The sequence below is a fragment of the Sphingopyxis sp. genome (genome assembly GCF_050916055.1).
Lineage (GTDB): Bacteria > Pseudomonadota > Alphaproteobacteria > Sphingomonadales > Sphingomonadaceae > Sphingopyxis.
Genome location: NZ_CP051527.1, coordinates 1,754,303 through 1,776,220, shown reverse-complemented (window position 1 = coordinate 1,776,220; position 21,918 = coordinate 1,754,303). Strand labels below are relative to the sequence as shown.

The window sequence follows — 21,918 nt, the reverse complement described above, 5'->3', positions numbered from 1 at the left end:
GTTCTTGCGGCGCAAGGGGCCGATCGCATCCTAGATAGGGGTGCGGGGTCCGACTCGCAACGGGCGGACTTTCCACCAACATCCCCGGCGCTTCGACCAGCGGCGGGCGCTGTGCTTGACCGCGTGACGTCATGGTTGGACAAGCATTGCCATGGTCGCCGCCCCTGCGGGGCGGCGCGGGGACGACAGGGAGACTGGGGACATGAAAAGCTTTTTTGCCGGCGCGGCCGGCCTGGCGATCGTCGCAGCGCTGATGACGGCGCCGGTGCAGGCGCAGGATGCGGACGCCGCGGCGACGACATCGGCGGCGGCGCCCGACGAGGCATCGCTGAAGGCGCTGACCTTCGGCAATTGGGGCGTCGATCTGGATGCGCGCGATACGACGGTGAAGCCGGGCGACGATTTCGACAAATATGCCAACGGCACTTGGTTTGAAAAAACCGAAATTCCGTCGGATCAGGCCTCGGCAGGCGTCGGCTACGACGTCTATAACCTCACCCAGCGCCAGTTGCGCGCGGTGGTCGAAGGGGCGCCCCCTTCGAGCCAGGTCGGCGGGCTGTACCAGAGCTTCATGGACGAGGCGGCGGTCGAGGCGCGCGGCGCCGCGCCGCTGATGTCCGACCTCGCGGCGGTGGCGGCAATCAAGGATAAGAGCGCGATGGCGCGCTTCATGGGCGGCACCCAGGGCAGCTTCGGCACGAGCATCGTCAGCGGCGGACCCTATGCCGACACCGACGATCCGACGGTCAATGTGCTGTGGCTGGGGCAGAACGGCCTCGGGCTGCCCGAGCGCGAATATTATCTCGCCGACGGCTTCAAGCCGCAGCGCGACGCTTACCGCGCGTACATCGCGCGGACGCTGAAGTTGACAGGCACCAGCGACCCCGAAAAAGCCGCCGACGCGATCCTGGCGTTCGAGACCGAAATCGCCAAGGTCAGCTGGGCGGTCGCCGACCGCCGCGACATCGGCAAGATCAACAATCCGATGTCGGGGGCCGAACTCGCCGCCTATGCCCCCGGGCTCGACTGGGACGCGTGGTTTGCGGGCGCCGGCATCGCGCCGCAGCAACGGATCATCGTCAACGAAAAGACCGCGATCCGCGACATTGCGGCGCTTTATGCCGCGACGCCGCTCGACACGATCAAGCTGTGGCAGCAGTTCCGCCTCGCCGACAGTGCGGCGCCCTATCTGCCGAAGGCGTTCGTCGACAGCCGCTTTGAATATAGCAAAGCGCTGAGCGGTGTTTCCGAGCAGCGGCCGCGTTGGAAACGCGGGCTGACACTGGTCGATGGCAGTTTGGGCGAGTTGGTCGGCGAAACCTATTCCGCGCAATATTTCCCGGCGAGCGCCAAGGCGAAGATGGAGGCACTCGTCGCCAACCTCAAGCTGGCGATGGGCGACCGCATTGGCGCCAACAGCTGGATGGCGCCCGCGACCAAAGAGGCCGCGCTGGCTAAGCTGGCCAAGATGGACGTCATGGTCGGCTATCCCGACAAATGGCGGGACTATTCGGCGCTCAAGATCGACCCGACCGACCTTTTCGGCAATGTAAAGCGCGTTTTCGCGTCCGAATATGCCTATGCGATGTCGGACCTGAACAAGCCGGTCGATCGCAAGAAATGGGCGATGAACCCGCAGGAAGTGAACGCCTACAACGGCGGGCTGGAGAACAAGATCGTGTTTCCGGCGGGCATCTTGCAGGCACCCTATTTCAGCGAGAGCGTGGACGATGCGGTGAATTATGGGGCGATCGGCGCCGTGATCGGCCACGAGATCATCCACGGCTTCGACGATCAGGGGCGCAAGATCGACGCCAGCGGCGCGGTGCGCGACTGGTGGACTCCTGAGGATGCGGCGCGCTTCGACGCGCAGGCCAAGGCGTTCGGCGCCCAATATGCGACCTACGAAGCCGCGCCGGGGGCGTTCATCAACCCCGATCTGACGATGGGCGAAAATATCGCCGACCTCGCCGGGCTGGAGGTCGCCTATGACGCTTATCACCGCTCGCTGGGCGGCAAGCCGGCGCCGGTGATCGACGGGCTGACCGGTGACCAGCGCTTTTTCCTGGCGTTCGCGCAGGCGTGGCGCGACAAGGCGCGCGAAGATGCTATCAAGCAGCAGGTCGCGAGCGACCCGCACAGCCCGGCGCGCTGGCGCATCATTGGTCCGGTGCGCAATCTGGACGCCTGGTACACGGCGTTCGGGATCGGGGCGGGCGCGAAATATTATCTGAAGCCCGAAGAGCGCACGAAAATCTGGTAAGCCTGAGACCCCTTTCTCAGGATGGGGCGGGGGCGGCCGTGTGCCGTCCCCGTACCAGCATCGACGCCAGCGACAGAGCGGCACCCAGGATGACGAAGAGGGCGGGAAAGCCGCCGAGCACCGACATCATCCGGATGCCGTCGAGCCCCGCCGCGGCGACGAGCACCGCGGCGACAAGCCCGACCGTCGCGCCCCAGGCAATTTTCACCCCAAGCGGCGCTTCGGGATCGTCGGGCGAAATGCCGCGCGTCGACAGCCCGCTCATCGCCGAGACATTGCTGTCGGCGGCGGTGACGTAGGACAGGAAAATCGCGGCGATCAGCAATGTCAGGATGATCGGGCCACCCCCGAGCTGGCTGAAGATGCGGTACAACAGAGGGTCGGGGCCGCTTTCGAGCAGCACCGCATAGAGCGCGCCGCCCGACTGCCGGTCGAGGGTGATCGTCGTTCCGGCGATGACGATCATCCAGATTGCGCCGAACAGCGCGGGCAGCAGCAGGTTGAACGCGATCACCGCGCGGACGGTGTAGCCGACCGCGAGCCGCCCGAGGAACAATGCGGTGACCGGCGCCCAGGCAAACCAGTTGCCCCAGTTGAAGATCGTCCATTGCCGGTGCCAGTCGGGATCGACGTCGATCCCCAGGCTGCGCGGCAGGAAGGTCGCGGCGTAATCGGACGCGCCATCAAAGCCGAGGCGCGGCAGCAGCCCAGCTGGTCCGGCGACGATCACGAACAGCAGCACCGCGAAAAACATCCAGATATTGAGCAGCGACAGGCGGGTGATGCCTTTCTGAAGCCCGAGTGCCGCCGATATCACGAAGGTGGCAACGATCGCCGCGGCGATGCCCCAGCGCAGCGGGGCCCCGCCCGAAAAGCCGCCCAAACCCTCGATCCCGCCCGCGAGCGCCAGCACCCCGGCGCCGAGCGAGGCCGCCATGCCGGCGACGAGTGCATAAAGGCAGACGATATCGATCGCCGAACCGATCGGGCCGTGCGCGTGACGCCCGATCAGCGGCACGAACATCGATGACAGGCGAAATGGCTCGCGGCGATTGTAATAGACGATCGCGAAGGCCAGCGCGCCGACCGTGTAGATCGCATAGGGCGTCAGCGTCCAGTGCAGGAACATCGTCGACATCGCAAAGGTCGCGGCTGCGGGGCTGCCGGGCTCGACGCCGAGCATCGCGGGCGGATCGTTGAGGTGAAAGAGCGGTTCGGCGGCGCCCCAGAACAGGATGCCGGTTGCTATGGTGGTGCACAAGGTCACCGCGAACCAGCGCCAGCGGCCGAGCAGGGGCTTGGCGTCGGCCCCGCCGATGATCGTGCCGCCGAGCGGCGATACGGCGACGATTGCCAGCAGCAACAGGAACCCGACCCCGGCGAGTGCGAAGACGCGGCCGAAATAGAGCAGGATCCAGTCGTTGACCGCGGTCTCGGCCGTGACGAAGGCGTCGCCGAACCACAGGCTCAGCAGCACCGCCGCGAGCAGGATGGCGAGCGGGATGAAGAACACCGGACGGTTGATCGGATGCGGCGACGGGACTGGCGATGAAGGGACTGGCAAAGACGGCACCATTGGGACATGAGGGACGCCAAGCATGGCCGTGCGCGCTGGTGAGGTCAAATGGCGGCGGGAACGCCGACAGCGGCAAAGCGTTGGGACGGCGACACATGCATTTGCAAGGAGACGCTTCGATGACCAGGACGTTTTTGGCGGCAACCGCCGCAATGGCGCTGATCGCTTCGGTTGCCGCCGTTGCTGTCCAGCCGGACACCGACGAGCCCGCGGCCGAATCGGTCGATGCTGCGGCTGAACCCGCGGCGCCGGATGGCACGACGCCCGAGGAGCGGTCGAACACCGCGCGGCTCAATGCCGAGCAGGCGGCGCGAGCGAAGGCCGAAAATGTGACGTACCAGCAAGAGGTGTCGGCGGTTGCGCAGCAGGTCGCGGCCGATCAGTCCGCGTTCGCTGAAGAAACCGCAGCCTATGAGGCCGAAAAGGCGCGCGTGGCCGCGATGTCGGCCGAAGATCGCATGAAATACGAAGCCGATGTTGCCGCATGGAAGGCCGATGTCGCCGCGTGCGAGGCTGGCGATCAGAGCCGCTGCGCCAAGCCCAAGCCGCAGCTGCGGTAAGTCAAAAGGCGATTGGCGCGTCGGCGGGCAGCTTGCCCGGCGGCGCGTCGGTCGGCGGGGGTGTGACTGCGGTTTCGGGCGTTTGCTCGACGACCGGTGCGACGGGCGGGCTTGCGGGCGCGCTTTCTGACCGTGCGGCGACGACGACCGGGGCCGGCTCGGCAAAGCGGCCGCCATAGTCATAATCGTCGGCGACCTCGGGTTCATACCCATAGTCGATCTCGACCGCGCCCAGCTCCCGGAAGTCGTCCTCCATCCGCGTGTCGCGCGCGGCCCGCAGGCGCGCTCCGACGCCGAAGCTGTCGGGGCCGTGGATGCCGGGACAGTCGAGACAGGGCGGCACGATGTCCACCGACCGGGCGTCGGGATTGCCGCTCAAACCCGCGTAGGACGCGATACCTTCGGCGGCCTTGCCGCCGATACCGTCACCCACGGCAACCGCTCCGAGCGCTATGCCGGCTGCCACGCCGGCGGCGGCCAGCCCCAGCCAACCGAGCAGCCGGTGGAATCGTAGGTCGCGACTCGCTTCGCTGGTCCTGTATCTCGCCATGATCCGATAACGCCATAGCGGCGAACCGGTTGCAAGGCCGGCGCCGACCGTCGGCCATTGGTCGGCGCGCGAACGCCCTTCGTCCTTCAATCGACGGGGTGTCGGGCCCCGTCGAACGCCGCGTGCGCCAGCGGCGCGGGGCGGGCATTCGGAATATGCGGGATGCGGAGGCTGCGGTCTCCCCGGTCCGGGCCTTCGTGTCCCGCATCCGACATATCCCCCTATGTTGCCCCGACGAGAGGAATCCCCCATGGCGAAATTTACCCTGATCCTGCTGGCAGCGCCGCTTGCGGCCGCCGCCGTCGCCGCGCCCGCCGCGGCCGAAGACGACAGCCAGCATCGCGTCGTCGTGCGCTACGACGACCTGAATCTTGCCAGCGTCAGCGGGCGCGACCGCCTGACGACGCGGGTCAAGACCGCGGTGCGCGAAGTGTGCGGTACCCGCCTCGCGCACGGCCTCAATGCCGAGCGCAAGGCGCGTCGGTGCGAAGCGGCGACGATGGTCGACGCCGACGTCAAGCTGGCGGGGCTGTTGGGCGGCGATGGCACCGCGCTCGCCGATCGCGGCCAAGTGATCGTCGCCGCCCCCTGACGACGCCGACCGACAGATCGAAGCGAATGGCGGCCGGGCAGATTGTCCGGCCGCTTTCTTTGATATGCCGTAATGCTTTGCCGGTCAGGGCTGCATGATCGCCTTGACGTCGTGGAGGTAGGTGCGGCCGATGCGGTGGACGCCGCCTTCGCCCAGGTCGACGCTCCATGCGCCGTCGCCATGATGTTTCAACCCGGCGATGCCGGCGCGGCGCACCATCTTCGACCGGTGGATGCGCATGAACTGGTCGGGGTCCATTCGCGCCTCGAGCGACTTGATCGTCTGGTGGATCAGCCAGCTGCGCGCGCCGACGTGCAGTCGCATATAGTCGCGCTCGGCCTCGATCAGGTCGACTTGCCCGGCGTCGATGCGCAGCATCTCGCCGCGATTCTGGACCCAGAATTCGCCGATCCACTTGCTCTTCTGCGTCCGGCTGCGGTCGGTCGAGCGCCATTCGCGGACGCGGGCCAGCGCGCGTTCCAGCCGTTCGGGCGACACCGGTTTGAGCAGGTAATCGACCGCCGCGACGTCGAACGCCGCAACCGCATATTGGTCGAACGCAGTGACGAAAATCACCGCGGGCGGATTGTCGAGCCGGTCGATCGCCGCGGCGACCTCCAGCCCGTTGAGATCGGGCATCGCGATGTCGCACAGCACCAGGTCGGGGGCGAGCGCGTCGACCATGCGCAGCGCCGAGGCGCCGTCGCTGGCGGTGCCGACGAGTGCAATGCCCTCCTGTTGCCCGGCGAGGATCTGGAGCCGCTCGATCGCGAGCGGTTCGTCGTCAACAATGAGGGTCCGGAGCGTCTGCATCATGTGTCAGCATCCCTGCCTTGCCATCGGCAGCCACAGCGAGACGGCAAAGCCGCCCCCATCCGACGGCCCCCATTCGCACCCGGCGACCGGTCCATAGCGCGTGAGCAGCCGTTCGCGTACATTGCCGAGCCCCAGCCCGGTCCCCGGCGGCGGCGTCGGTGCCGCCGGGTCGATGTCGTTTTCGATCCGCAGCACCAGCAGCCCATATTCGCTGCTCGCATCGAGCCGGATCGCGATCCGCCCCTTGCTCGGCGCGACGCCATATTTGATCGCATTCTCGATGATCGGTTGCAGGATCAGCACCGGGACACAGGCATGTTTGAGCGCGTCGGGCATCGTCACTTCGACCTGCAGCCGGTCGGGAAAGCGCGTCTGTTCGATGTCGAGATAGAGCCGCTGGAGCGCGATCTCCTCGTCGAGGCTGACGAGCTGCTCGGGATCGATCGCCAGGCTCGAGCGCAGGAACGACGACAGGTTCATGATCATCGTCTCGGCCTCGGCTTTCGAGCCGCGCAGGACGAGCGTCGAGAGGGAGTTCAGCGTGTTGAACAGGAAGTGCGGATTGACCTGATAGTGCAGCGCGCGCAGCTGCGCGGTCTGTGCCTCGATGCGGAAGTGATTGGCGCGGCGCTCGACCGCGCGCATCTCGTTGGCATAGCCGAAGGCGACATAGAGCGCGGCCCACACCGCGAAAAAGAAATACCAGCGGATCGAGCTGTCGAGGATCAGCACCGTCTGCCACGCGCCGGGATATTTCGACTGCATCTCTTCGATGATCTTGGCGGCGTCGGAGACCGGGAACCAGTAATAGAAGACCAGCAGGTTGACCGTTGCATAGACGATCACCAGCGGCACCGCGGCGCCGAGCGCCGCCGCGAGCCGGGCGCCGAAGCTGCGCGGCTGGGCGCGCTGGAGCAGCTGATACAGGACGAAGGTGCAAAGAATGCCGGCGACGACGACGATCGCGCGCAGGCTGATGAACTCCCACTGGTCGGGCGCCCCGGTGAGCACCGACAGCCCGGTGGTGATCAGGAAATAGAGCAGCCACATCGCGAGGATCGAGCCGATGGCGACGCGCGGATTGACGCGGGCGTCCGCCGCGCGCCAGTCGGGCGCCGCGGCCAGCATCTTTGCGCGCTGATCGCGCAGCGGGTCCTCGCGTGGGGTCATCTTCATTCCGGCCGCTGTAGCCTCTAAGTCCTGCGATAGGCTAGCGGACGCCGGGCCGCCAGTCGAACCCGCGGGGGCATTGGTCGAAAGCGTCACGACGACGTCGCCGCCGGCTGCGCCAGCACGCGCCGCCAATTGCCGCGCCGATACACCGCCCAGGCCATCGCGACCGAGGCGAGCGAGGACAGCGGGAAGCTCCACCAGATCGCATCGGCGCCCAGCATGGGGTAGCCCAGCCAGTAGAAGCCGAGGCGGATCGGGAACATCGACAGCGCCAGGATGATGAGCGGCGGGATGACCGACCCGTTCGCGCGCAACGTCCCGATCAGCACGATCGTCGTTCCGAACGGCAGGAAGGTCCAGGTCGCGAGCAGCTGGATATGACGCGCGACCTCGATCGCTTCGCTGCCGTCGCCGAGGAACAGGCCCAGCGCGGCGCGGTCGAAGGCGAGCAGCAGGCCGATCAGCACCCCGGTCATCGCCAGGTTGATCGCGATGCCGCTGTTTGTCACCGTCGACACGCGATCCCAGCGACCGGCGCCGATATTCTGCGCCACCATCGCGCTGACTGCGGCGCCGACCGCGAGCGCGGGCATCTGGATATAATTCCACAATTGCAGCGTCGCGCCATAGGCGGCGGCGGTGACCAGCCCCTCGCGATTGACCAGCCCGACCATGACCAGCCCGGCGCCCGAGATGACGAGCATCTGCGCGCCCATCGGCAGCCCGCGGCCGATGATGAAGCGCAGCTCGCTGAGGCTTGGCACCAGATAGCCAAGTTCGCGTCCGCGCAGGCGCAGCGGATGGTTCTTCGCATAAAACCAGCCGACCATGCCGATCAGGCTGATCGTCCCGGCGATCGCGGTCGCCAGCGCGCTGCCGGCGATGCCGAGGCGCGGGGCGGGGCCGAGCCCGAGGATCAGCACCGGGTTGAGGACGATGTCGAGCACCACGGTCAGAATCATGAAGCGCAGCGGCGTGATCGCGTCTCCGGCGCCGCGCGATGCCATCATCAGCGTGACCATCATCATGCTGGCGGGCACCGCGATAAAGGTGACGCGCAGATAATCGTGCGCCAGCGCAAACGCCTCCGCCGGGGTTTCGAGCCAGCGCAGGATCGCGTCCGACGCGAACCAGCCGACCACGGCGATGACCAGCGAAAACAGCAGCGCGAGGCCGACGACGCCGCCGGTCGCACGCCGCGCCGCATCGATATCGCCGCGGCCGATCGCCTGGCCGATCAACACCGTCGCCGCCATGCCGAAGCCGAAAAAGGTCGCGAACATCAGGAACATGATGATGTTGGCATTGGCGGTCGCCGCCAGCGCGCTGTTGCCCAGGAATTGCCCGACCCAGATCGCGTTTACCGACCCCGATAGCGTCTGCAGGATGTTCGACGCCAGCGTCGGCAGGGCAAAGACGATCAGCGTTTTGGTGATCGGCCCGCTGGTCAGGTCCGCGCCGCCGCGCGCGGTCTGGCGCGGGGGGACAGGCGCCGACGCCGGATCGCTCGCCACGGCGACGGGGGTGGGGGTGACGTTTTCGGTCAAACGATCCTCCCCGGAACGGGGAGGGGGACCATCCGCAGGATGGTGGAGGGAGTTCGCACCCTGAAGCGACGTCGCGCAAGGACGCCCGCCCCCTCCGTCAGCGCTTCGCGCTGCCACCTCCGCGCGGGCGGGGAGGATTTCGTGTGTTCGCTCACCCCAATCTTGCCAAGGCGGCGGTCAGGCGATCGGCTTCCGCCTCCTTCGCGGCATGATCGGCGCGCGCTTTATCGACCGCCTCGGGCTTGGCGCGTTCGACGAACGACGGGTTGTTCAGGCGGCCCGCGAGGCCGTCGCGCTCCTTTGCTGCGGCGGCGAGCGCCTTGGTCAGTCGGTCGCGCTCGGCGGCGATGTCGATGACGCCTTCGAGCGGGACGGTGATCGTCTCGCCCTCGACGACAAGCTGTGCCGACGCGCCCGGGGGGGTGGGGTCGAAGCTGATCTCGCCAAGGCGCGCGAGACGGTCGAGTTGCGCTGCGAGCTTGTCGGTGCGGTCTTTCAGCGATGCCGGAAAATGCGCGGTCAGGCGGGCGCCGGGGGGTAGGCCGAGTTCGGCTTTAGCCCCGCGAAGTTCGCTCACCAGCTTGATCAGCCAGTCGATGTCGGCGCTGGCGTCGGCATCGCGTTCGGCGGCGGGCTCAGGCCATTTCGCTGTGATCAGCGGATAATCGGCGCGGTCGCCGAACCCGGTCCATAGCTCTTCGGTGATGAAGGGCATGAACGGGTGGAGCATGACGAGAATCTGATCGAGTACCCAGCCGGCGACGGCCTTCGTTTCGTCGTTGATCGATCCTTTGATCAGCTCGAGATACCAGTCGCAAAACCGATCCCACGCAAAGCTGTAGATCGCGTTGGCGGCCTCGTCGAAGCGATAGGCGGCGAAGGCGCTTTCCATCGCGGTGACCGTTGCGGCGACTTCGCCGATGATCCAGCGGTTGACCGGCAGGGTGGCCGCAGGGGCGGCCAAGGTAGTCGAGGCCAAAATGCCATTGGCTTCGCAGAAGCGCGCGGCGTTCCACAGCTTGGTCGCGAAGTTGCGGTATCCAGCCAGACGCGCGTCATCCATCTTGATGTCGCGGCCCTGACTTTCCATCGCCGCCATGAAGAAACGCAGCGCGTCGGCGCCGTACTGGTCGATCAGCCCAAGCGGATCAACGACATTACCCTTCGACTTCGACATCTTCGCACCATCGGGCGCGCGGACGAGGCCGTGGAGGTAGAGCGTCTTCCACGGCACGTCGCCCATGAACTCCATCCCCTGCATCGCCATGCGCGCATCCCAGAAGAACAGGATGTCGAAGCCGGAGATGAGGACGTCGTTGGGGTAGTGGCGCTTGACGAGGTCGCTATCCTCGGGCCAGCCGAGCGTCGCGAAGGGCCAGAGGGCGGAGGAGAACCAGGTGTCGAGGACGTCGGGGTCGCGATAGAGGTATATATCTGCCGTGTTACCGGTCGCGATTTCGTCGGTAAGCTCGATTTTTTTGTCGGAGCCGTAATAATCGCGCGCTTGCTGAAGCACGTCGGCTTCATCGATACCAACAAATACCTGCTGGCCGCTGTAAAAGGCTTGCTCGCGCTCCGGCCTACGGGCGTCGACAATGACTGTCTTTTGCTGGTCTTTGCCCGGCCCATACCAAGCCGGAATCCGATGACCCCACCAGAGCTGACGCGAGACGCACCACGGCTGGATATTCTCCATCCAGTTGAAGAAGGTCTTTTCCCAAGTCTTGGGGACGATGTTGATCCGCCCGTCGCGCACCGCCTGCATCGGCGGCTGCGCGAGCGTTTCGGCATCGACATACCATTGGTCGGTCAGCCAGGGCTCAATCACCACGCCGCCGCGGTCGCCGAAGGGTGTCTGGATGGTGCGCGGTTCGGCGTCGTGCTCGACGACGTCCCCCTCTTTCGAAGTCACGATATGGGGGATGAGGAAGCCCGCTTCCTTCATCCGCTGTACGACGAGTTCGCGCGCGCCGTCGATGCCATCGCGCTTGAAGCGGTGGAGGCCGAGATATGCGGCCGGGATCAGCCCATCGCTCGTCTGGATGACGTTCGCATCGCCATCGAGCATGTTGAGCATCTCGCCGGCCTTGAAACCCGCGCGCTTGCCGACGTCGAAGTCGTTGAAATCATGCCCCGGGGTTATCTTCACCGCGCCCGAACCCAGTTCGGGATCGGCATGGTCGTCGGCGACGATCGGCACGCGGCGACCGGTGATCGGTAGCGTCACAAACTTGCCGATGACGCTTTGATAACGCGCATCGTCGGCATTCACCGCGACCGCCATGTCGGCGAGCATCGTTTCGGGGCGCGTCGTCGCGACCTCGATATAATCGCGGCCGTCATCCAGCGTCACGCCGTCGGCGAGCGGATATTTGAAGTGCCAGAAACCGCCCTGCACCTCGTGCGTCTCGACCTCGAGGTCCGAGATCGCGGTTTTGAGCTTGGGATCCCAGTTCACCAGCCGCTTGTCGCGGTAAATCAGCCCCTTTTTGTGGAGGTCGACGAACACCTTGACCACCGCGCGCGTGAAATGCGGGTCCATCGTGAACTGCTCGCGTGACCAGTCCATCGAACAGCCGAGACGGCGGAGCTGGCCGGTGATCTGGCCGCCGCTTTCCGCCTTCCACTGCCACACCTTGTCGATGAAATCTTCGCGGCTGTAATTGGTGCGCTTGTCCTGGCTCGCCTCCAACTGGCGTTCGACGACCATCTGCGTCGCGATGCCGGCATGGTCCATGCCGACGACCCACAACGCATCCTTGCCGCGCAGCCGTTCATAACGGACGAGGACATCCTGCAACGTGTTGTCGAGCGCATGGCCGATGTGCAGCGCGCCCGTGACGTTCGGCGGCGGGTTGACGATCGTGAAGGGAGTGGCGTCGGGGCGGTGCGGGCGAAACAACCCGCGGCTTTCCCACTCAGTGGCCCATTTCGCCTCGATTGCGGCGGGATCGAATGTTTTTTCCATCGGCATAATGCGCCGCGCTTTGCCAGCCATGGTGCGGCGCGGCAAGGGGGCAATGGCCCTGTTCTCGTACATCGTCACCCCGGACTTGATCCGGGGTCCATCACCGCCTGCGCAGCTATGGATGCCGGATCAAGTCCGGCATGACGATGCTGCGATGCTATTTCTTCAAATGCCGGCCCATCCAGTCGAACACCGTGCTGTACCATTGCACGCTGTTCTGCCCCTTCAAGATCCAGTGGTTTTCGTCGGGATAGATCAGCAATTCGCTCTCGATGCCCTGCCGCTGCAGTGCGTTGAACACCGCGAGGCTCTGGCTGTAGGGGATGCGGAAATCCTTTTCGCCGTGGATGACCAGCGTCGGGGTCTTCCATTTGGCGACATGGTTCACCGGGTTCCATTTTTCGGGGTCGGTGCGCTTCCACCACGGGCCGCCATGGTCCCATTCGTCGAACCACAGTTCCTCGGTCTCGAACGCCATCGCGCGCAGGTCGAAGACGCCGGCGTGGGTGACGAGGCATTTGAAACCATCGGGCCAGTTGCCCGCGATCCAGTTCATCATATAGCCGCCGTACGAGCCGCCGAGCGCGCAGGCATTGGCGACGTCGAGGTTGGCATCCTGCGCTCCCGCCGCGGCGAGGCCGAGTTTCAGATCCTCAAGCGGCTTGCCGCCCCAGTCCTGGTTGATGCTGTCGGTGAAGGCTTGGCCGTAACCGGTCGAGCCATGGAAATCGATGCTGACCGCAGCATAGCCCGGGGCCGAAAACAGCCGCGGGTTCCAGCGCGTCGACCAGCTGTTGCCGAAACTGCCCTGCGGCCCGCCGTGGACGAGGAAGGCGACCGGAAGCTTGCCCTTCGTGTCGGCGGGTTTGACGATCTGGCCCCACACCGTGTCGCCGCCCGCGCCCTTGAACTCGATCCGCTGGACGTCGACCGGGTCGATTTCGGCAAGCTGGGCACGATTGACGTCGGTCAGCCGAACGATCCCGCCCTTCGCGTCGCGGACGAACAGGTCGGTCGGCACCGCGATGCTGTTGCGCGAAAAGAGAATGGCGCCGCCGGGCAGCGGCGTGACGTCGCCGATATTGCCCTCCCACTGCTCGCGCGTCGCGCGCAATTTCTCGACCTTGCCGGTCTTCGCATCGACGCGGAAGACGGGGTGGTCGAGCACGTCCTGCGCGGTGACGTAGAGCGACTTGCCGTCGGCCGCCCACGCGATCGAGCCGACCGAGCGATCCCACGCGTCGGTCAGCTTGCGTGTTTCGCCGCTCTCGGTGTTCAGCAGCATCAGCACCTGCCGGTCGGCCTCGTAACTCGGCCGCGCCATCGCGGCATAGGCCAGCCATTTGCCGTCGGGCGACGGGGTGGGGAGGGTGTCGACCGCCGCATTGACCTCGGTCAGGTTGATCGGCGGCATCCGCGCATCGACGAGGGTGCGGTAAATGTCGAGGTTGGTCGAGGTCGGCTCGTCCTTGTCCGCCTTGCGCAGCGTGAAATAGACGGTGCGGCTGTCGGGCCCCCACGCCAGTTCCTCGCCGCCGCCGAACGGCTTCGACGGGGTGTCGCCGATCAGCCCGGCGTCGAGTGGGCGGGCGACGCTCGCCTTGCCATCGGCGAGGTTGAAGACGAAGGGGCGGCTGTAGGTGCCGGGGGTTTCCCAGCTGTCCCAATGGCGCACGAAGCCCGCCTCATTCTTGTAAAGGCGGCCGGTGCCGGGGCCGGGCAGCGCGCCCTTGTCCTTCGCCTCGCAGCCGAAATCGGTGCATTCGCGTGGGATGTCGCCCCAGGCGAGCAGCTTTGTCCCGTCGGGCGAAATCTTGAATCCCGACACATCGGCCTTGGCGTCGGTGACTTGCGTCGCGGCGGCGCCAGCCTGCGGATCGACGCGCCAGACCTGGCTCTTGCCCGACGCGTTCGACAGGAAATAGAGGCTGCCGTCGGGGTGGAAGGCGGGGGCGCTTTCATTCTTGTCGGCGGTGTCGGCGATACGCACCGGCTCCCCATCCTTCGCTGCACGGTCGACCACCCACAGCCCCGTCCCCCGCCTGTACGTCTCGGGCGCGGTCTCGGTCATCTGATACGCGATCCAGCGACCGTCGGGCGAAGCGGCAGGCGCGGCGACGCGCTTCAGCGTCGCGAGGTCGACTTCGGTCATCGGGCGGGCCAGCGCGGGGGCGGAAAGGGCGGCGGCGAGCGCAAAGGCGCTGGTCAGGAAATGGTTTCGCATGAAAGCGGTTTAGCCGGGTGGCGCGCGCGTTCAAGTCGCTTCGTCGCCAAGCTGCTCCCATGATGTCGGTTTCGGGGTGGGAAGCGGCCGTTTGCTCATTTCTGTACGCCGGCGAAAGCCGGGGCCCAGAGCGTTGGAAAGCTGGCCTTGCGCGATTACGCCCTGGACCCCGGCTTTCGCCGGGGTGCACCGCATTTAGGTCCGCAACCGGTCGCTACCGGACCATCACGCCGCCCTTCATCACATGGTCAATCTTTTCCAGCACGGTGATGTCGGCGAGCGGGTCGGCCTTGACCGCGACCATGTCGGCAAAGCGGCCGGGAGCGATCGCGCCGATGTCGCTGCGGCCCATTTCGATCGCGGCGCGGCCGGTGGCCGACTGGATTGCCTGCATCGGGGTCATGCCATATTTGATCATATTGGCGAACTGGCGCGCGTTCATGCCGTGCGGATAGACGCCGGCGTCGGTCGCATAACCGATGTTGACCCCGAGTTCGACGGCGCGGCGGAAGGCGACGCGCTGGGCATCGGTCGTCTCGCGGTTCTTACGCAGATATTCGGCCGGCCACCCCTCTTTCGTGCCGACCTCGTCGATATAGGTGCCGTTGTAGATGTCCATCGCCAGCCAGGTGCCGCGCGCCCTCGCCAACTGTAGAGCTTCCTCATCGGCGAGGCTGGCATGTTCGATGCTGTCGACCCCGGCATTGATGGCGTTCTTGATTCCCTCGGCGCCGTGGGCGTGCGCGGTAACCTTCTTGCCGCGCGCATGGGCGACCGCGACCACCGCGCGCAGATAATCCACGCCAAGTTCGACCGCGCCGGGCTCGGTGCCGATCGCGAGCACCGCGCCGGTCGCGATCGTCTTGATAAAATCGGCGCCATGGTCGAGCAGGAAGGTGGTGCGGGCGGCGGCTTCGGCGGGCGTCGCGGCGACGCCGAGCCGCATATCGGGCGGCAGTTGCTCGTGCGGGACGACGCCGTTGAGTTCGCCGCCGCCCTTCGGGATGGTGATATAGGCGCCCGCGACCCACATCCGCGGGCCGGGGACGTCACCGCGCTCGATCGCGTTGCGCAAGGTCACGTCGGTGAGTCCGCGATAGGTGCCGACGTCGCGGACGCTGGTGAAGCCCGCATTCAATGTGACACGGGCATTGCGCGCGCCGACCAGCGCGGTTTCGGCCGGCGAGGCCTTGATCGGCGCCGCAAGATCGGCGCTCTGCCCGAGGTCGGCGAGGTGGGTGTGCAGGTCGATCAACCCCGGCAGAACCGTGAAGGCCGACCAGTCGAGCCGCGTCGCGCCGTCGGGCGCCGGCCCGCACCGAGCGATCGCCGTGATGCGCTCGTTCTGGACCGTGATGCACTGGCCGGTGCGGACGTCGTTCGAGACGCCGTCGATCAGCCGCCCGGTTTCGATGTACAAGCTCTCTGCCGACGCCGGTGTCGCTGCGAGCAGCGACACCGCGAGCGCGGCGATCAGATGGCGGTGTCGAAGGCGTTGCACTGGCGCGGATCCCCGGATTGCAGGCCGCGGCGCAGCCAGCTCATGCGTTGTTCGCTCGTCCCGTGGGTAAAGCTTTCGGGCACCGGCCGCTGCCCCGCCGAGCGCATCAGCGTGTCGTCGCCGATCGCATTGGCGGCGCGCATCGCTTCCTCCATGTCGCCGGCTTCCATGACGGACTGGCCGGCGCTGTTCTTGGCGCGCGCGGCCCAGACCCCGGCGTAGCAGTCGGCCTGCAACTCCATGCGGACCTGCAGCGCGTTGCCTTCGGCCTGCGAGGCGCGTTGCTGCGCCTGGCGGACCTGGTTCGAAATGCCGCTGATCGTCTGGATATGATGGCCGACTTCGTGCGCGATCACATAGGCCTGTGCGGCGTCGCCCGCTGCACCGAATTTCTGATCGAGTTCGCGGAAGAAGCTGGTGTCGAGATAGACGCCCTGATCGGCGGGGCAGTAGAAGGGTCCCATCGCCGCCTGGGCGGCGCCGCATTCCGAGCTATTCTGTTCGGTAAAGAAATTGAGCGTCGGCCGCTGGTAACCGCTGACCAGCCCTTCCCACACAGTGTGCGTCGATCCGAAGACGTTGCACGCAAAGCGCTCGGACGCGGTGTCGCAGGCGACCCCGCTGCCTGTGCGGCTGTCGGCGGCGGGATCGGCAGTGCCGCCGACGCCGCTCAGCATGTTGGCGCCCGGCCCGAGCAGGAAGAACGCGACCGCACCGATCAGCAGGAGGGTCCCGCAGCCCATTTTGCGCCCGAGCAGCATCGGCAAGAAACCGATGAGGAGCCCCCCGATGCCGCCACCGCCGCCGCCGAAACCCCCGCCGCCGCCTCTTCCGAGGTCGCGAATATCGTCGCCGGGATCATAATCGTCGAGACGCATCGGGGGTTACTCCAAGCACGGGTTGATCTGATCAGGTTCTGGCAGCAGCTTGCGGCAATTGAAAGCGCCTTCGCGCCAAGCTGGTCGACACCATCCTTGCTATCAACTATGCTGCGGCGCACAAAACGTTCCCGTCGTTCCGCCTCGAAGGATGTTCCCAAGCCCATGCCCCGCCGCGCCGCCCGAGCCGCCATGCCTTTGCCCGACCTGGTGGTGCTGGTCCTCCAGGGCGGCGGCGCGCTTGGCGCCTTTCAGGCCGGGGTCTATGAGGCGCTGATCGACCTTGGCATCGAGCTCGACTGGGTTGCCGGCATTTCGATCGGTGCGGTCAATGCGGCGATCATCGCCGGCAACGAGCGCGATCAGGCGGTCGGCAAGATGCGTGAATTCTGGGATGGTGTTTCTTCGGCGCTACCGGCACTCCCCGAAGTCGACAACGACATGATCCGCGAATGGTCGCACTGGGCGGCGGCGGCGCAGGTCGCGACATTCGGCGTGCCTGGGTTTTTCACCCCGCGCTGGCCGCCGCCGACCTTCGCCGCGCGCCAGACGCCGGCTGCGGTCAGCTTTTACGACACGGCGCCGCTGGTCCAGACGCTCGAGCGCCTTGTCGACTGGGACCGCGTGAACAACGGCAAGGTCCGCCTGTCGGTCGGCGCGGTCGCGGTCGAGACCGGCAATTTCCGCTATTTCGACACCAAGGTCGATACGATCGACGCGCGCCATATCCTCGCCTCGGGCGCGCTGCCGCCGGGTCTGCCGCCGGTCGAGATCGACGGCTGCTGGTACTGGGACGGCGGCCTGGTCTCTAACACCCCGCTCGAACACGTCGTCGAGGCGGCGAACGAAGATATGCTGGTGTTCCAGGTCGACCTGTTCCCGGCGCGCGGCGACCGACCGCACGACATGGAGGAAGCCTGGTCGCGGGAAAAGGATATCCGTTATTCCAGCCGGACCCGGCGGATTTCGGACGGGCTGGTCCGACGACGCAAGGAACATGGACTGATCGACAAGCTGCTCGCGAAGTTGCCGCCCGAACTCGCGGACCTCCCCGAAGCGAAGGCTGTGCGGCGGATGACCCATTCGAACGCGCTCAACGTCGTCCAGCTGATCCACGACCCGCCCGAATGGCAGACCGGCGCCCGCGACTTCGAATTTTCCCGATCGACGATGGAGGTCAACTGGGCGCTGGGCGGCGCTGCGGTCGAGGCGGCGATGAAGGACGGGCATCTGCTCGCCGAAAGTATCGCCGAGGGGCGGTCGGACAGTTTTGCGGTGCAATCGAATGCATTGCGACCGAAGGCCGATCCGGGCGTTTCCTGAACCTCCCCACTGAAAGGACTTTCCATGCACCTCAAAGGCAAGACGGCTCTGGTCACCGGTTCGACGTCGGGCATCGGGCTCGGCATCGCCAAGGCGCTGGCGGCGGCGGGCGCTAACATCATCATCAACGGCTTCGGCGAAGCCGATGCGATCGAGGCGGAACTCGCGGCGATCAAGGTGCTGAACGGCGGCAAAGCGGTTTATGACGGCGCCGACCTGACCAAGTCCGATGAGATCGAAGCGATGTTCGCCCGTGCCGGCAAGGATATGGATGGGGTGGATATTCTGGTGAATAACGCCGGGATGCAGTTCGTTTCGCCGGTCGAGGATTTCCCGCCCGAAAAATGGGACATGATCATCGCGCTCAACCTGACCGCGTCGTTCCACACGATCCGCCACGCGGTGCCGGGGATGCGCCAGAAGAAGTGGGGGCGGATCATCGCGACCGCGTCGGCGCATTCGCTCGTCGCCTCGCCGTTCAAATCGGCGTATGTCACTGCCAAACACGGTCTTGCCGGCCTGACCAAGACCGTCGCACTCGAGGTTGCCGAGGCCGGAATTACGGTCAACTGCATCAGCCCCGGTTACGTGTGGACGCCGCTCGTCGAAAACCAGATACCCGACACGATGAAGGCGCGCCACATGACCCGCGATCAGGTGATCAACGATGTGCTGCTGGCCGGGCAGCCGACGAAGCGGTTCGTCACCGTCGATCAGGTCGCGGCGCTGGCGACCTTCCTGACCCGCGACGAAGCGGCGAATATCACCGGTGCCAACCTGTCGGTCGATGGCGGCTGGACGGCCGGATGACCGACCGCCGCCACGCCGGTTGAATGGCGCGGCGCCGCCGCCCTTGAGCATTTTCCTGTCTCCCCCTATGGTTAACCCCAAGCCGGACCAGGAGAGACGGACCATGCGGGGGCGCACGACGATTATTTTGACACTGGCGCTGGGCTTCGGCCTTGGCGCTTGCAAGACCATGCCGGCGATTCCGCAGGCCGCGGCCGATGCGTCGCCGGAGGACAGTGGCGGGTGGCGCGCGACTGCAACCGAACAGGATCGCGCGCGGATTCGCAACTGGTATGACAGCTGGGAAGCTGCCTTGGCCGACGCGCGCGCCAAAGGTCACACCGCGGACCTCGCGCGCGAAGGCGTGCTGCTGCAGCCGATGGCGGCGCTGCCCAACCCGCACCTGCCCGAAGGTGAATATCGCTGTCGCACGATCAAGGTCGGGTCGCAGGGGCGCGGCGGGCTCGGTTATATCGCTTATGGCTGGTTCCGTTGCCGCGTGTCGGCCGAACAGGGACTGTGGAGCCTGATCAAGCTCAGCGGGTCGCAGCGCCCGGTCGGGCTGATCTTTCCCGACAATCTGAAACGCCAGATATTCCTCGGCACCCTCGAATTGGGCGACGAGGGGAGGCCGGTCAATTATGGCAGCGACCGGATGCGCGACATGGCGGGACTCGTCGAACGGATCGGCGACAACCGCTGGCGGCTGGTGTTGCCGGCGCCGGCGTATGAATCGCTGCTCGACGTGATCGAACTGGCCCCCGCGGCCTGAACAACAGGGGATATAGGATGCGGTTATTCTGGGTTGGCGCCGCGGCGCTGGCGCTTGTCATGCCGGCATCGGCGCAGACGCTCGGCGACGAGGTCAAGGAGCAGATGCCCTCGCTGATGGAAATCTACCAGGATTTCCATGCCAATCCCGAACTCAGCTTCATGGAAGTACGCTCGGCAGGCATCCTTGCCGCCGAGGCGCGCAAGCTGGGGTTCGAGGTAACCGAAAAGGTCGGCGGCACCGGCATCGTCGCGGTGATGAAAAACGGTCCGGGCCCGGTCGTCATGGTGCGCGCCGACATGGACGGGCTGCCCGTGACCGAACAGACTGGTTTGCCGGGTGCGTCGAAAGTGCGCGTCACCACGGCCGAAGGCGTCGAAACCGGGGTTATGCACGCGTGCGGCCACGACACCCACATGACCGCCTGGGTGGGAGTCGCGCGGCTGATGGCGGCGAACAAGGACAGATGGTCGGGCACGCTGGTGATGATTGGCCAGCCGGCCGAAGAGCGCGGCGCCGGCGCGCGGATGATGCTCGAGGACGGTCTATACACGCGGTTCTCGAAACCCGAATATGCGCTCGCCTTCCATGATGCAGCACAGTTTCCGGCAGGCTGGATCGGCTACACGCCGGGTTATGCGCTCGCCAACGTCGATAGCGTCGACATCACGGTGAAGGGTATTGGCGGTCACGGTGCCTATCCGCAGACCACCAAGGACCCGATCGTTCTAGCTAGCCGGATCGTCGGTGCGCTGCAGACGCTCGTCGCCCGCGAGATCAGCCCGCTCGACAGCGCCGTCGTGACCGTCGGCAGCTTTCACGCCGGCGCGAAGCACAACATCATTTCCGACGAGGCGAAACTACAGCTGACCGTGCGCAGCTATACGGACGCGGTGCGCGATCACCTGCTGGACGGGATCGCGCGCATCGCGAAGGGCGAGGCGATCGCCGCTGGCATGCCTGAGGACAAAATGCCCGTCGTCACGGTGCAAAAGGACGAATATACTCCAGCGACCTTCAACACCCCCGAATTCACCGAAGAGATGGCGGCATTTTTGAAAGAGCGCTTCGGCGAACAGCGCGTCGTCCGGATGCCGCCGGTGATGGGGGGAGAAGATTTCGGCCGCTTCGGGCGCGAGGACAAGAGCATCAAGAGCCTGATCGTTTGGGTCGGCGGGGTGCCGCTGGCCGAATATGACGCGGCAAAAAAGGCAGGCCGCAGTCTGCCGAGCCTCCACTCGCCCTTCTGGGCCCCCGATGCCCCTGCGGTAATTTCGACCGCCACTGAAGCGCTGACCGCGATGACGATGAAGCTGATGCCGAAAGGATAGGGGCGGGCAGGGATGCTCCAAGCCACCGTTTCGCGTTAGGCTAGCGCCGCTACGCTGTCGGTTTCCAAATAAATTGGGATGGACCTGGTCAGGAGGCTGTGGTGAGAAAAGCCATGTCTGCCAATGACTCCGCTCCCGGCTTGTCTGCTTGCCTCACCGACCGGGAAATGGAAATTCTGCGTCTGCTGGTGGCCGGGCACACGGTAAAGACCATCGCGGGGCGGTTGGGACGCTCGGAAACCTCGATTAACGAACGTCTGCGCACTGCCCGCCGTAAAACGGGCGTCGGCAGTAGCCGAGAGCTGGCGCGCCTGCTGGACCTCCAAAAAATTGGTGACGAAAAAATCGATCTTTCGGACCGAAGCATCAGGGCGGATGACTTGACGCACACCGCAACCACTTGGGTTCGCGGTCGGAAAGGAATGATCTCCATGCTCATCGCCATACCCATCGCCGCTGCTGGACTGATATTTGCAGCCGTCCCTTCCGGCACTCAGGTCGAGCCACCCCAGGCCGCTTCCAGCGCCGTATCTCGACCGCTCCCCCTGATCGGAAGCTGGTCGCTGAACGCAACTGGGATACCCGAGAAGGAACGACCGCAACGCGTGACGATCGCCTTCCGGACGTCGGAGGACGGCCGATGGACATCACGTGTCGAAATCGTCGCGCCCGACGGCTCCAGCAGACATGCAGAATCGACCGCCGCCCTCGATGGCGTCCCGGTACCGGTCACGGGCAACATGGATTTCATCGATAGCGTCGCTTTGCGTCAGCCGGCGCCGGACACTTTGGTTATGACGTTGGGGAAGGCGGGCAGCCGCGTGTCGACGCGCGTCTATACCGTCGCGAAGGATCTGAAATCGATGACCGAAACGATTGTCTGGTCCAGCGACAGTCGCCAAAAACTGGAAACGACGCATTTCGATCGAACGGATTGACGTCTGTCACGACCATTCCAGCGCGTGTGACACGTGCCGTGTGGGTGAAAATGCGCGGCGGGGTCTTGTAACGCCGAGGCGCTGTTCCTAAATCCCACTCATGCGGGCCGGGCCCCT

The 21,918-nt window shown here is 65.7% G+C and carries 17 protein-coding genes; 8 read left to right on the top strand and 9 right to left on the bottom strand.

Annotation, left to right across the window (positions count from 1 at the left end; genetic code table 11):
• Positions 1–202: 202 nt before the first annotated feature.
• A complete protein-coding gene (locus tag HEQ22_RS08670; RefSeq protein WP_432770776.1) occupies positions 203–2,263 on the top strand; it encodes a M13 family metallopeptidase in 2,061 nt (686 codons plus the stop codon).
• Between the two features lie 16 nt (positions 2,264–2,279).
• Here the strand turns inward: HEQ22_RS08670 and HEQ22_RS08665 are convergent, their stop codons facing one another.
• Positions 2,280–3,827, bottom strand: a complete 1,548-nt coding sequence (locus HEQ22_RS08665) for a BCCT family transporter (protein ID WP_432770775.1) — start codon at positions 3,825–3,827, stop codon at positions 2,280–2,282.
• Positions 3,828–3,958: 131 nt separating this feature from the next.
• Here HEQ22_RS08665 and HEQ22_RS08660 point away from each other — a divergent pair, with 131 nt between their 5' ends.
• Positions 3,959–4,399 carry a hypothetical protein gene (locus tag HEQ22_RS08660; RefSeq protein ID WP_432770774.1) on the top strand — a complete coding sequence of 147 codons (441 nt, stop codon included), beginning with the start codon at positions 3,959–3,961 and terminating at the stop codon, positions 4,397–4,399.
• Between the two features lies 1 nt (position 4,400).
• On the opposite strand, the gene HEQ22_RS08655 is transcribed toward HEQ22_RS08660, so the two are convergent.
• Complete coding sequence (locus HEQ22_RS08655) at positions 4,401–4,949, bottom strand: hypothetical protein (protein ID WP_432770773.1); 549 nt, start codon at positions 4,947–4,949, stop codon at positions 4,401–4,403.
• Positions 4,950–5,199: 250 nt separating this feature from the next.
• Here HEQ22_RS08655 and HEQ22_RS08650 point away from each other — a divergent pair, with 250 nt between their 5' ends.
• Positions 5,200–5,541, top strand: coding sequence for a UrcA family protein (locus HEQ22_RS08650; RefSeq protein ID WP_432770772.1), 342 nt, complete (start codon positions 5,200–5,202; stop codon positions 5,539–5,541).
• 84 nt (positions 5,542–5,625) lie between these two features.
• On the opposite strand, the gene HEQ22_RS08645 is transcribed toward HEQ22_RS08650, so the two are convergent.
• The 7 genes from HEQ22_RS08645 to ypfJ form a co-directional block, all read right to left on the bottom strand.
• Positions 5,626–6,357, bottom strand: a complete 732-nt coding sequence (locus HEQ22_RS08645) for a LytR/AlgR family response regulator transcription factor (protein WP_432770771.1) — start codon at positions 6,355–6,357, stop codon at positions 5,626–5,628.
• A 3-nt stretch (positions 6,358–6,360) separates the two neighbouring features.
• Complete coding sequence (locus tag HEQ22_RS08640) at positions 6,361–7,533, bottom strand: sensor histidine kinase (RefSeq protein WP_432770770.1); 1,173 nt, start codon at positions 7,531–7,533, stop codon at positions 6,361–6,363.
• 86 nt (positions 7,534–7,619) lie between these two features.
• Complete coding sequence (locus tag HEQ22_RS08635) at positions 7,620–8,954, bottom strand: MATE family efflux transporter (RefSeq protein ID WP_432770844.1); 1,335 nt, start codon at positions 8,952–8,954, stop codon at positions 7,620–7,622.
• A gap of 274 nt (positions 8,955–9,228) precedes the next feature.
• Positions 9,229–12,051, bottom strand: coding sequence for a valine--tRNA ligase (locus HEQ22_RS08630; RefSeq protein WP_432770769.1), 2,823 nt, complete (start codon positions 12,049–12,051; stop codon positions 9,229–9,231).
• A gap of 151 nt (positions 12,052–12,202) precedes the next feature.
• Positions 12,203–14,269 (bottom strand): prolyl oligopeptidase family serine peptidase, encoded by a 2,067-nt coding sequence (locus HEQ22_RS08625; RefSeq protein WP_432770768.1) that lies wholly within the window; start codon positions 14,267–14,269, stop codon positions 12,203–12,205.
• A gap of 214 nt (positions 14,270–14,483) precedes the next feature.
• The gene (locus tag HEQ22_RS08620; RefSeq protein ID WP_432770767.1) at positions 14,484–15,770 is read right to left on the bottom strand and encodes an amidohydrolase family protein; all 1,287 of its coding nucleotides are present in this window, start codon (positions 15,768–15,770) and stop codon (positions 14,484–14,486) included.
• A complete protein-coding gene (gene ypfJ, locus HEQ22_RS08615; RefSeq protein ID WP_432770766.1) occupies positions 15,743–16,648 on the bottom strand; it encodes a KPN_02809 family neutral zinc metallopeptidase in 906 nt (301 codons plus the stop codon). The genes HEQ22_RS08620 and ypfJ overlap by 28 nt, the downstream gene beginning before the upstream one ends.
• Before the next feature lie 165 nt (positions 16,649–16,813).
• Between ypfJ and HEQ22_RS08610 the strand changes: the two genes are divergently transcribed.
• From HEQ22_RS08610 to HEQ22_RS08590, 5 genes are all read left to right on the top strand, one after another.
• Positions 16,814–17,971 (top strand): patatin-like phospholipase family protein, encoded by a 1,158-nt coding sequence (locus tag HEQ22_RS08610; RefSeq protein ID WP_432770765.1) that lies wholly within the window; start codon positions 16,814–16,816, stop codon positions 17,969–17,971.
• A 24-nt stretch (positions 17,972–17,995) separates the two neighbouring features.
• On the top strand, positions 17,996–18,781 hold the full coding sequence (locus tag HEQ22_RS08605; protein WP_432770764.1) for a 3-hydroxybutyrate dehydrogenase: 786 nt from the start codon (positions 17,996–17,998) through the stop codon (positions 18,779–18,781).
• 103 nt (positions 18,782–18,884) lie between these two features.
• Positions 18,885–19,532 carry a DUF4893 domain-containing protein gene (locus HEQ22_RS08600; RefSeq protein WP_432770763.1) on the top strand — a complete coding sequence of 216 codons (648 nt, stop codon included), beginning with the start codon at positions 18,885–18,887 and terminating at the stop codon, positions 19,530–19,532.
• A 17-nt stretch (positions 19,533–19,549) separates the two neighbouring features.
• Positions 19,550–20,863: an amidohydrolase gene (locus HEQ22_RS08595; protein WP_432770762.1), complete on the top strand. Its 1,314-nt coding sequence runs from the start codon at positions 19,550–19,552 to the stop codon at positions 20,861–20,863.
• Positions 20,864–20,976: 113 nt separating this feature from the next.
• Positions 20,977–21,801: a helix-turn-helix domain-containing protein gene (locus HEQ22_RS08590; RefSeq protein WP_432770761.1), complete on the top strand. Its 825-nt coding sequence runs from the start codon at positions 20,977–20,979 to the stop codon at positions 21,799–21,801.
• Positions 21,802–21,918 lie beyond the last annotated feature (117 nt).

Coding starts and splice junctions, on each gene's coding strand:
- HEQ22_RS08625 (WP_432770768.1), bottom strand. CDS start 14,269: ATGCGAAACCATTTCCTGACCAGCGCCTTTGCGCTCGCCGCCGCCCTT.
- HEQ22_RS08655 (WP_432770773.1), bottom strand. CDS start 4,949: ATGGCGAGATACAGGACCAGCGAAGCGAGTCGCGACCTACGATTCCAC.
- HEQ22_RS08650 (WP_432770772.1), top strand. CDS start 5,200: ATGGCGAAATTTACCCTGATCCTGCTGGCAGCGCCGCTTGCGGCCGCC.
- HEQ22_RS08595 (WP_432770762.1), top strand. CDS start 19,550: ATGCGGTTATTCTGGGTTGGCGCCGCGGCGCTGGCGCTTGTCATGCCG.
- HEQ22_RS08610 (WP_432770765.1), top strand. CDS start 16,814: ATGCCCCGCCGCGCCGCCCGAGCCGCCATGCCTTTGCCCGACCTGGTG.
- HEQ22_RS08645 (WP_432770771.1), bottom strand. CDS start 6,357: ATGATGCAGACGCTCCGGACCCTCATTGTTGACGACGAACCGCTCGCG.
- HEQ22_RS08660 (WP_432770774.1), top strand. CDS start 3,959: ATGACCAGGACGTTTTTGGCGGCAACCGCCGCAATGGCGCTGATCGCT.
- HEQ22_RS08670 (WP_432770776.1), top strand. CDS start 203: ATGAAAAGCTTTTTTGCCGGCGCGGCCGGCCTGGCGATCGTCGCAGCG.
- HEQ22_RS08640 (WP_432770770.1), bottom strand. CDS start 7,533: ATGAAGATGACCCCACGCGAGGACCCGCTGCGCGATCAGCGCGCAAAG.
- HEQ22_RS08630 (WP_432770769.1), bottom strand. CDS start 12,051: ATGCCGATGGAAAAAACATTCGATCCCGCCGCAATCGAGGCGAAATGG.
- HEQ22_RS08605 (WP_432770764.1), top strand. CDS start 17,996: ATGCACCTCAAAGGCAAGACGGCTCTGGTCACCGGTTCGACGTCGGGC.
- HEQ22_RS08590 (WP_432770761.1), top strand. CDS start 20,977: ATGTCTGCCAATGACTCCGCTCCCGGCTTGTCTGCTTGCCTCACCGAC.
- HEQ22_RS08600 (WP_432770763.1), top strand. CDS start 18,885: ATGCGGGGGCGCACGACGATTATTTTGACACTGGCGCTGGGCTTCGGC.
- ypfJ (WP_432770766.1), bottom strand. CDS start 16,648: ATGCGTCTCGACGATTATGATCCCGGCGACGATATTCGCGACCTCGGA.